At 65.3% G+C, this 9,215-nt stretch carries 11 protein-coding genes and 1 pseudogene; 3 read left to right on the top strand and 9 right to left on the bottom strand.

All coding sequences use genetic code 11. The features are described 5' to 3' along the window. Window positions 1-155, top strand: a pseudogene (locus tag AKL29_RS45395) (LysR family transcriptional regulator); the annotation flags it as partial. Window positions 156-173: 18 nt separating this feature from the next. Here AKL29_RS45395 and AKL29_RS22880 read toward each other — a convergent pair. Genes AKL29_RS22880 through AKL29_RS22865 form a run of 4 tightly spaced genes read right to left on the bottom strand, consistent with a single transcriptional unit; the run spans window position 174 to window position 3,292 of the window. Next, entirely contained in the window at window positions 174-599 is a 426-nt protein-coding gene (locus AKL29_RS22880) for a hypothetical protein (RefSeq protein ID WP_152977724.1), read from the bottom strand. 10 nt (window positions 600-609) lie between these two features. Then, window positions 610-2,046, bottom strand: a complete 1,437-nt coding sequence (locus tag AKL29_RS22875) for a TIGR01777 family oxidoreductase (RefSeq protein WP_050385714.1) — start codon at window positions 2,044-2,046, stop codon at window positions 610-612. After that, window positions 2,043-2,708, bottom strand: coding sequence for a DUF4166 domain-containing protein (locus tag AKL29_RS22870; protein WP_050385713.1), 666 nt, complete (start codon window positions 2,706-2,708; stop codon window positions 2,043-2,045). Before AKL29_RS22870 ends, AKL29_RS22875 begins: the two co-directional genes overlap by 4 nt. A gap of 26 nt (window positions 2,709-2,734) precedes the next feature. Then, complete coding sequence (locus AKL29_RS22865; protein WP_038385827.1) at window positions 2,735-3,292, bottom strand: GbsR/MarR family transcriptional regulator; 558 nt, start codon at window positions 3,290-3,292, stop codon at window positions 2,735-2,737. A 229-nt stretch (window positions 3,293-3,521) separates the two neighbouring features. On the opposite strand from AKL29_RS22865, the gene AKL29_RS22860 reads away from it, so the two are divergent. Continuing rightward, complete coding sequence (locus AKL29_RS22860; protein WP_050385712.1) at window positions 3,522-4,334, top strand: class I SAM-dependent methyltransferase; 813 nt, start codon at window positions 3,522-3,524, stop codon at window positions 4,332-4,334. Between the two features lie 11 nt (window positions 4,335-4,345). On the opposite strand, the gene AKL29_RS22855 is transcribed toward AKL29_RS22860, so the two are convergent. The 5 genes from AKL29_RS22855 to AKL29_RS42160 form a co-directional block, all read right to left on the bottom strand. Beyond that, window positions 4,346-4,645 (bottom strand): acylphosphatase, encoded by a 300-nt coding sequence (locus AKL29_RS22855; protein ID WP_028336455.1) that lies wholly within the window; start codon window positions 4,643-4,645, stop codon window positions 4,346-4,348. Beyond that, entirely contained in the window at window positions 4,642-5,508 is an 867-nt protein-coding gene (locus AKL29_RS22850) for an isocitrate lyase/PEP mutase family protein (RefSeq protein ID WP_050385711.1), read from the bottom strand. The genes AKL29_RS22855 and AKL29_RS22850 overlap by 4 nt, the downstream gene beginning before the upstream one ends. A 106-nt stretch (window positions 5,509-5,614) precedes the next feature. After that, window positions 5,615-7,630, bottom strand: coding sequence for an acetyl-CoA carboxylase biotin carboxylase subunit (locus tag AKL29_RS22845; protein WP_050385710.1), 2,016 nt, complete (start codon window positions 7,628-7,630; stop codon window positions 5,615-5,617). A gap of 197 nt (window positions 7,631-7,827) precedes the next feature. After that, the gene (locus tag AKL29_RS22840) at window positions 7,828-8,064 is read right to left on the bottom strand and encodes a hypothetical protein (protein ID WP_430648888.1); all 237 of its coding nucleotides are present in this window, start codon (window positions 8,062-8,064) and stop codon (window positions 7,828-7,830) included. An 18-nt stretch (window positions 8,065-8,082) separates the two neighbouring features. Then, the gene (locus tag AKL29_RS42160) at window positions 8,083-8,289 is read right to left on the bottom strand and encodes a hypothetical protein (RefSeq protein ID WP_152977723.1); all 207 of its coding nucleotides are present in this window, start codon (window positions 8,287-8,289) and stop codon (window positions 8,083-8,085) included. An 86-nt stretch (window positions 8,290-8,375) separates the two neighbouring features. On the opposite strand from AKL29_RS42160, the gene AKL29_RS22835 reads away from it, so the two are divergent. After that, entirely contained in the window at window positions 8,376-9,155 is a 780-nt protein-coding gene (locus AKL29_RS22835) for a thermonuclease family protein (protein ID WP_050385709.1), read from the top strand. Window positions 9,156-9,215: the final 60 nt, after the last annotated feature.

Genomic DNA, 9,215 nt, shown 5'->3' with positions numbered 1-9,215 from the left:
CGCCGCCGGGCCTGGTCGATATCGGCCCTGCCCACAAGCTGCCGCGGCTCGGCACGTCGAAGGTGATGCTGCATTCCAAGGTCGGCGATGCCGCCAAGCTCGCGGCGCTCAGGACGCTGGCTGCGACGTTTCGGAGCGTGGCGTCTGCGGCATAGGTTGAACCTCGCAGCGGTTCACATCGAGTCTTCGCCTGTCGCCAGTTCGCGCATGACGAAGCAGTAGGTCAGGCCGGCGACAAACCCGGCCACGACGAACAGGCAAACCAGTCCGGATGTCCAGACAGCCGGGGATCGTAGAAGGACAGTGATGCTCAACGCGCCGATCGCCGCGCCTGCGCAGGCGAAAAATCCCGCGGCCCTGATATGGAACTCCTCAGTGAACCAGACGACGATCGCAGTGGGAATTGCCGTGAGCAGACAGGTGATGACGAAGACCGCGGCCGACGGAAGCAGCATCACGACGATGCCGTAGAGCAGCCGCGCGACATCGCCGTGCGACGTCATCATCAGAACGGTCTGACCGACGGCGGAAATCACCGCGGTCACGGCACCACAGCCCGCAAGCCAACCTCCGAATGCACGGGAACAGGTGCTGCACATCGAGGCCTCCTCACAGGATCGCATCGAACGCGCTGCGCAAGGTTTCGTGCCGGAACACAAAGCCGTTGCTCAGCGCCTTGTTCGGCAGCACGCGTTGGCCGCCGAGCAAGAGCTCGTCGGCGAAATCGCCGCCAACGGCGCGGAGCAGCGCCGCCGGCACGCGGAAGATCGCCGGCCGGTGCAGACGGCGTCCGAGCTCCTCGGTGAATTTCGTGTTGGTCACCGGGATCGGCGCGGTCGCGTTGACAGGACCGGATAGTTCAGGTCTCGCAATCACATGCGCGATCAGGCGCACGAGGTCGTCGCGCTCAATCCACGACATCCACTGCTTGCCCGAGCCGAGCGGGCCGCCAAGCCCGAACTCGAACGGCGTCAGCATCCGCGTGATGAAGCCGCCATCGGAGCCGACCACGAGACCGATACGCAAAAATGCCACCTGCACGCCGTGATCCGCGGCCGGCTTCGCCGCATTCTCCCAGGCCTCGCACAATTCGTGACTGAAGCAGGCATGGGATTTCGCCGACTCCGTCAGCACCTGGTCCTGCCAGAGTCCGTACCAGCCGATCGCGGAGCCACTTACGAGTACCGATGGCTTGCGTTCGAGGCGCGCGATCAGCTTGACCACATCAGACGTCATGTCGATACGTGAGGCGATGATCTTGTGGCGCTTGGCCTCGGTCCACAGGCCGTTGCCGATCGGCTCGCCCGCGAGGTTGACGATGGCGTCGATCCCGGAGTCGGCGGGCAATTGGTCGAGGCTCGTGATCAGCGTCACCGGCGGCGGCAGCATGTCGGCCTTTGCCGGATTGCGGATCAACGCAATCACCTGATGGCCAGATGCGGTGAGGCTCGCGACCAGGCGGCCGCCGATGAAGCCGGTGGCGCCGGTGACGAGCACGGTCTGCCGCGCCGGCAATTTCCCGACCAGCGTCGCGGCCGGCACGCTGGCCATCCGTCCGAGGCGTCTGGCCGCGGCAAAGTCGCGCGCGCCGAACAGCGCGGCGCCGAAGGCCGCAGCCGTCGCGAACAGACTTAGCGGACCCGAATAGGCCGGCGCGACGGCGGTCGGCAGCATCGCCCAGCCGATCAGGACCGGCACCAGCAGCACGAGGATGGCCCCATAATTGATCGCCAGCAGCGTGTGATTGATCCGCTCGCTCGGCGGCAGCTTTCGGCTCAGATCCTCCTCGACGAAATCCATCAAGGTGATGACGACCTCGACGACGAGGACGGCCATGATCGCGATCGCAAGGATGCCGTGCGCTTGCAGCCAGCCGAGCACGAGAAACAGCAGCGCATAGAGCATGTTGCGCACGCTGTGCAGTTGGAGCTCGTGGCGCTGCGAGGGACGCCAGGCCAGCCGCTCGGTGAATTCGTGGTGATAGAACGTATCGAATGCGCCCATCGCAATCTGGATGGCGACAAGCGTCCAAAGCAGCGGCGTCATGGCGTGGCCTCCCTGAACACGGCGGACTGACGGATCAGCCGGCCGAAACGCGGGTGGATGATCTCCAGCGTGAAGCGGAAGTAACCGCAGCCGAGATCGGAATGGGTCACGGTGAGATCGCCCGGCGTAAGCCATTCGGGCAGCGGCAGGCGAAACGGACCGAGTTGCAGCGAATAGTCGACGCTGCGAAACACCAGCGCCTCGTGCTCGACCGCGATCCGCAGCGCCATGCTGACGCCGAAGCCGACATACTCCTCGAGCCCGGTCGAACCGGCAAAGCGCTTGGCGGAATGAATCACCTGCGGGAAGCCGTCGCGGCGCGCGCAGATGCGGGTCCAGACCTGGCCGCCGCTTGCCGCGTCCTCGGTGACGGTGACGATCATCGGCACGCGCGTTTCGGTACCGGTCGGGAATGGTCCGCCGATCAGCCGTGCGGCCTGCGCCAGCCACCAGCCGATGCGGCTGCACGCGGCTTCCTCGACCTCGCCAACATAGACGACGGTGTTGCCGTCTTCAAACCGTTTCGAGAAGCGCCGCCAGATCGCAACCGGCAGGCGGCCCCAATCCTCGTCCGACAGCAATGCGCGGAAGCGATGGTCGTCGAGCAGCTTTGTATCGGAAGCCGGCGCTGTCTTTAAGGTGGATATCCTTGCTGACGCCATCGCGTACTCCCGTTACGCCGCGGCCTTTATTTGGCCCTGCCCGTGGGCAGGAAACTCACAATCTTCTCGCCGAGCTTGATCAGCGCGACCAGGCGCGGCCGCGGCACGTTCAGCATCTGCGTGTACCAGCGGTCGACCAGTTCGGTGAATGTCAGCATCTCCTTCAGCCGCTTGCTGGCGAGCGGGCTGATCGCGGGATCGTCGGCCGCGTCGGAGACGCAGGCGCGCAGCGCCGCAAGCGCGGGATCGATCTCGCGCTCCTTGCGCCCCGCCGCGATCTTGGCCGCGACCTCCCAGATGTCGGTCTCGGCCTCGAAGTGGTCGCGGCGGTCGCCAAGGATCGGCACCCGCCGGATCAATCCCCAGGACAACAGCTCCTTGATCGAGTTGGAGACGTTGGAGCGCGCCATGCCGAGTGTGTCGGCGATGTCCTCCGCCGTCATCGGCGCCTCGGCGAGGTAGAGCAACCCGTGGATCTGGCTGACCGAGCGGTTGACGCCCCATTCGTCGCCCATGTCGCCCCAATGCAGAATGAAGCGCTCGACGACGGCGGGAAGTTTTTTCTTGGCGGTTATTTCTGTCATAACAGAAATATCAGATGGTTCGGAGCAGAAGTCAAGGCTGGCTATACGGTCCACGACGGCGCACGAGACATGGCAGGTCTCCTGACCTATCCGCGCCCCGGCGAATGCCGTGCGTCAAAGGTGAGGAGTTTTCCTTTGTGGCCCCCGCGCTCCTCGTCCAAGCTGATCCGCGGGGATGATTGGGCCGTGCACCGGCTTGCCCGCGTCGCGGCCGCAAGGGAGATTGCGCATGCCAGCGTCCGACAAGGAGTTCGTTGGGTCCATTCCAGAGCTTTACGACCGGCTCCTCGTGCCGATGATTTTCGAACCCTACGCACGCGATCTGGCGCAACGCGCCAAGGCTCTTGGCCCGCGCCACCTGCTTGAGACGGCAGCCGGCACCGGCGCCGTCACCCGCGCGCTGTCGTCCGTGCTCGGCAGCGACACCAGGATCGTGGCGACCGACCTGAATGAGCCGATGCTCGAACGAGCGAAGTCACAGATGCCAAGCGGGACCGCAATCACCTGGCGGCAGGCCGATGCACTGAACCTGCCGTTCGACAATGCGAGCTTCGACGTCGTCGCCTGCCAATTCGGCGCGATGTTCTTCCCCGACAAGCCCAAGGGTTATTCGGAGGCGCGCCGTGTGCTGAAGCCGGGCGGCCGTTTCCTATTCAACATGTGGGGTCGCATCGAAGACAACGAGTTTGCCGACGTGGTGACCCAGGCATTGGCGGAGGTCTTTCCGGCCGATCCGCCGCGCTTCCTGGCGCGCACGCCTTATGGCCACTACGCGGCCGACCCGATCCGGGCCGACCTTGCAGCCGCGGGCTTCAGCAAGATCGAGATCGACGACGTCCGGCTGCAAAGCCGGGCCAATGCGCCTCATGATCCTGCGATCGGCTTTTGCCAGGGATCACCGTTACGCGGCGAGATCGAGGCGCGCGGCGGTATCGGCCTTGATGCTGCGACCGAGCACGCCGCGTCGGCGATCGCGCGCCGCTTCGGCAACGGCGCGATCGAAGGCCGGATTCAGGCGCTGGTGATCTCAGCGGTCGCGTAACGACGCGCGCTTCAGATCGTGGGCAGGACCGAGAACCGCTCCCCTGCCCGGCGCTGGTTCAAAAGATCGGAATTGCCAGATGCGGCGTGCACGGCAGCGACGCGCGCCGAGAACGGACCGCGGCCACATGCCGTGATCATTTCGGTGACGACGTCGTCGGGGCCGGCGAACACCGCCTCGACGCTGCCGTCACGGCGGTTGCGGACCCAGCCTTCGAGGCCGCGCGCGTTTGCCTGCTCGTCGACCCAGGCGCGATAGCCGACGCCCTGGACGCGGCCGCTGATGGTGACGTGGCGGATCACGCCGCTCATTTCTTCAGACCGAGGAACTCGCCGCTGCGCGCCTTGGTCTCCGCCTCGCGCATGACGCGGCCGGTCAGTTCGGCTGAGGCAATGCCCTTGAGGTTCTTCGGCGAGGTGCCTTCGCGCAGCGCCTTCAGCGTCTCGTAGACGGCCTGGGTTGCGGCCGCGAATGGCGCGTGGCCTTGCAGCGCGATCCTGACGCGCCGGCCTGCCAGATAGTCGAGTGCGGTCATCTCCTCCGGCGCGCCGCCGAGCACGATCGGCAGCGTCGTCGCGGCCGAGAGCGCCTCCAGCTCGCCGCGCGACTTGATGCCGGTGAAGAACAAGCCATCGACGCCGACCGCCTCATAGGCCCTGGCGCGTGCGATCGCATCGTCGAGACCGGTGATCGAGACGGCGCCGGTCCGGCCCAGGATGATGAGCGACGGATCGCTGCGGCCGTCAAGCGCCGCCTTCATCTTGCCGACGCCTTCCTCCAGCGAGATCAGCTGGGTCTTGGCCTGGCCGAACGCCTGCGGCAGCAGCGTGTCCTCGATGGTGAGGCCGGCCGCGCCGGCAGCCTCCACCTCCTGAACCGTGCGGCGGACATTGAGCGCGTTGCCGTAGCCGTGGTCGGCATCGACCAGCACCGGCAGCGTCGACGCACGCGACATGCGGCGTATCTGCTCGGCGAACTCGGTCAGCGTGATCAGCGCAACATCGGGATCGCCGAGCACGGCGAGCGACGCCACCGAGCCGCCGAACATGCCGAGCTCGAAGCCGAGATCTTCCGCAATCCGGATCGAGGTCGCGTCATAGACCGAGCCCGGGCGGATGCAGATTGATCCGTTGAGAATCGATCGCAGGGCTTCGCGGCGTTTGCGGAAGGCCATGATGTGTCTCCATCCACGTCATTGCGAGGAGCGAAGCGACGAAGCAATCCATCTCTCATCATATGAGGCTGGATGGATCGCTTCGCTGGCGCTCGCAATGACGGTGCTAAGCGAACTCCAGGATCAGCGCGTCGACCGCGAGCGTGGCGCCGGCGGCGGCGTGGATCTTCTTGACCGTGCCGTCACGCTCGGCGCGCAGCACGTTCTGCATCTTCATGGCTTCGACCACCGCGAGCGTCTCGCCGGCCTTGATCTCCTGCCCCTCGGTCACCGCGATCGACACCACGAGACCGGGCATCGGGCACAGCAACTTCTTGCCGGTGTCGGCGGCCGAGACCACCGGCATCAACCGCGCCGAGGTCGCTTCGGTCTCGGTGAAGACATAAACCGGGACCTCAAAGCCCTGATGCGCGAGGCGGAAGCCGTTGTTGATCGACCGCACCTGGACGGCGACAAAGTTGCCGTCGATGGTGCCCTGCCAGACCGGCTCGCCCGGCACCCAGCCCGACACCAGATTGTGCGGATTGCCAGGGAGCCCGTCGGCGGCAATGAAGCGCACCGCGATGGCGTCACCCTCGCGGGCGACATCGAGCGCGATCTCGGCGCGGTCGAGCCACACCGCGCGGCGGCGCTCGCGCAGCACCACGCGGCCGCCCATCTGGCCGGAGATCTGCCGCTTGCGCTCGCCGAGCACGTGGTCGATGGCAGCGCCAACCGCGGCCAGCCGCCGCGCGATCTCGCCCTCGGGCGCGCGCGCCGAAAATCCCTTGGGGAATTCTTCCGCGATAAAGCCGGTCGACAGCCGGCCCTCGCGCCAGCGCGGATGGTTCATCAAGGCCGACAGGAACGGAATGTTGTGCCGGATGCCGTCGACATAGAACGCGTCGAGCGCGGTCGCCTGCGCCTCGATCGCCGCGGCGCGCGACGGGGCGTGGGTGACGAGCTTGGCGATCATCGGATCGTAATGGATCGAGATCTCGCCGCCTTCCTGCACGCCGGTGTCGTTGCGGATCGTGATGCCGTCGTGGCTGGCCTCGGCCGGCGGACGGTATTTCACCAGGCGCCCGATCGACGGCAGGAAGTTCCGGAACGGATCCTCGGCATAGACGCGGGATTCCACCGCCCAGCCGGTCAGCGTCACGTCCTTCTGCGCGATCGCGAGCTTCTCGCCGGCCGCGACGCGGATCATCTGCTCGACGAGGTCGATGCCGGTGATCAATTCGGTGACAGGATGCTCGACCTGCAGGCGGGTGTTCATCTCCAGGAAGTAGAAGCTCTTGTCCTGGCCGGCGACGAATTCCACGGTGCCGGCCGAATCGTAGTTCACCGCCTTCGCCAGCGCGACCGCCTGCTCGCCCATCTTGCGGCGGGTGGTCTCATCGAGCAGCGGCGACGGCGCCTCCTCGATGACCTTCTGGTTGCGGCGCTGGATCGAGCACTCGCGCTCGCCGAGATAGATCACATTGCCGTGCTTGTCGCCGAGCACCTGGATCTCGATGTGCCGGGGATCGACGATGAATTTCTCGATGAAGACGCGGTCGTCGCCGAACGACGACTTCGCCTCGGCCTTGGCGAGGTTGAAGCCTTCGGCGACTTCCGCCTTCGAATGCGCGATGCGCATGCCTTTGCCGCCGCCGCCGGCGGAGGCCTTGATCATCACGGGGTAGCCGATCTCGTCGGCGATCTGGACGGCGTGCTTGTCGTCCTCGATGACGCCGAGATGACCTGGCACGGTCGAGACCTTCGCCTTCGCCGCGGCCTTCTTGGATTCGATCTTGTCGCCCATCGCGGCGATGGCGCCGGGGTTCGGGCCGATGAAGACGATGCCGGCGGCTTCCAGCGCGCGCGGGAACGCCTCGCGCTCCGACAGGAAGCCGTAGCCCGGATGCACCGCCTGCGCGCCGGTCTTGCGGCAGGCCTCGACGATCTTGTCGATCAAAAGATAACTCTCGGCGGCGGCGGGCGGGCCGATCAACACGGCCTCATCGGCCATCTCGACATGCAGCGCGTCGCGGTCGGCCTCGGAGTAGACGGCAACCGTCTCAATCCCCATACGGCGCGCAGTCTTGATGACCCGGCAGGCGATCTCGCCGCGGTTGGCGATCAGGATTCGTTTGAACATGCTCTTCTTGCTTGGGCGTTTTCGGACTTCGAATTGTCCATTTGGCAGGATTCCTCCCCGCGCAATCCGGCACGGGCGATTGGGCGTAACCACTCCGTTGGTACAGCAAATTGCCCCGGAGGCAACGGTCTAATGCAGACCCTGCCCGCTGCCCGGCCAGTCCATGGTCAGTCCTCGGCGGTAGCCCGAGGGGTATTTCAGCCCGAATAGGTCTTGAAGCGGCCACGCGAATGAGCCTTCGCGACGGCCTTCATCAGCTCGCTGACCTCGTTCTCCAGGAATTCATTGGCCACGATCAGCGCCCGGATGGTGGCGCGCAAATTCCCGCCGCAGGCGGAAATGGCCTGATCGACAGCGGCTTCCAGCCCGTCATCGTCGTCAGATTCGGGCCGTGCAGACATGATGGGGTATCCGGGATTCAGGTGGCGCGTCATGTTCCTATTTTGTTCTCATCAAGTCAATCGGATCTTTAGATCGGACGCGGTCTCCTCGGCCGCTTTTCTCTTCCGCCACCAGCGCGGGAGGCCATGCAGGGTCCAGATGTCGGTGACGATTTCGGCGAGGACCTTGATGATGAACTCGGCCATGCGCATCCCTTCAATGCCACTGTCCGGCCGTTCTACCTCGCGGAATGCCGATTGGGACGTGACGATGCGCACGCCCCCACTCGCGAACAGTCCTTGGTTGGATCGTACCGGCTTGTGCTAGAAGTTCGGCTGCCCGCCAAAGATCTGAAGTTGAGAAAATGCGGTTTCGAAATCCGGTCGCCACGACGCTTCTCCTGGCCTTCCTGTCTGCAACCACCAGCCTGACTGCAACCGCAGGCCCGACGGCCATTGCGGTCATTAAGGACGCCGGCACCGTTCAGCTCGGCAACACAACCTATCGGCTCGACGGCATCGACGCGCCGGCGGTCGATCAGCTCTGCATCGACGAGCACGCCGACGTCTGGACCTGCGGGATCGAGGCGCGCGACCAGCTGACCAGGCTGATCGGCGGCAAGCCAATTCACTGCGACGATATCGGCGTCGATCCGACCTTCAAGAAGCGCCGCCTCGGCGTCTGCAAGATCGAGGGCGATCCGACCAGCCTCAGCCAGGTGCTGGTCCAGAAGGGCTACGCCCTCAATGTCGAGGGGTCGGCCACTGGCCGATTCAAGCCGGATGAAGCCACCGCCAAGGACAATCGCGCCGGGCTCTGGAAGGGCTGCTTCGTGGCGCCGCGCGATTTTCGTACGGCCAGGAAGGATGGCGCCCTGCTCGGCAACGCCTGCCCCGCCGACCGTGACACGCAGATCCGCAATGCGCTCTTCCCCGACGACCTGCCGATGCCGGCCAGCTGCAACATCAAGGGCAAATACGCCGTGCGCGCCCGCGTCACCGGCAATGTCGGCATCTACCACCTGCAGGCGTGCCGCAGTTACCCGGGCCTCGGCAATCCGGATCGCTGGTTCTGCTCCGAAGAGGATGCACAGGCGGCCGGGTTCCGCCGGGCCTATAATTGCCGTTCGCCCAAAGCCAAATGAAGAACCAGTGAAGGGCAAGTGATCGCGATAAATCAAGCTGGCAAAGCCGCCTCGTCCTGT

The organism is Bradyrhizobium pachyrhizi (genome assembly GCF_001189245.1).
Lineage (GTDB): Bacteria > Pseudomonadota > Alphaproteobacteria > Rhizobiales > Xanthobacteraceae > Bradyrhizobium > Bradyrhizobium pachyrhizi.
This window is presented reverse-complemented; position numbering and strand designations above follow the sequence as displayed.

Bases quoted from the DNA above. Each gene is read 5' to 3' on its own strand.
- AKL29_RS22855 (WP_028336455.1), bottom strand. From the start codon at position 4,645: ATGAGCGGCGTGATCCGCCACGTCACCATCAGCGGCCGCGTCCAGGGC.
- AKL29_RS22840 (WP_430648888.1), bottom strand. From the start codon at position 8,064: ATGACGCGCCACCTGAATCCCGGATACCCCATCATGTCTGCACGGCCC.
- AKL29_RS22860 (WP_050385712.1), top strand. From the start codon at position 3,522: ATGCCAGCGTCCGACAAGGAGTTCGTTGGGTCCATTCCAGAGCTTTAC.
- AKL29_RS22865 (WP_038385827.1), bottom strand. From the start codon at position 3,292: ATGACAGAAATAACCGCCAAGAAAAAACTTCCCGCCGTCGTCGAGCGC.
- AKL29_RS22875 (WP_050385714.1), bottom strand. From the start codon at position 2,046: ATGACGCCGCTGCTTTGGACGCTTGTCGCCATCCAGATTGCGATGGGC.
- AKL29_RS22835 (WP_050385709.1), top strand. From the start codon at position 8,376: ATGCGGTTTCGAAATCCGGTCGCCACGACGCTTCTCCTGGCCTTCCTG.
- AKL29_RS22850 (WP_050385711.1), bottom strand. From the start codon at position 5,508: ATGGCCTTCCGCAAACGCCGCGAAGCCCTGCGATCGATTCTCAACGGA.
- AKL29_RS22845 (WP_050385710.1), bottom strand. From the start codon at position 7,630: ATGTTCAAACGAATCCTGATCGCCAACCGCGGCGAGATCGCCTGCCGG.
- AKL29_RS22880 (WP_152977724.1), bottom strand. From the start codon at position 599: ATGTGCAGCACCTGTTCCCGTGCATTCGGAGGTTGGCTTGCGGGCTGT.
- AKL29_RS22870 (WP_050385713.1), bottom strand. From the start codon at position 2,708: ATGGCGTCAGCAAGGATATCCACCTTAAAGACAGCGCCGGCTTCCGAT.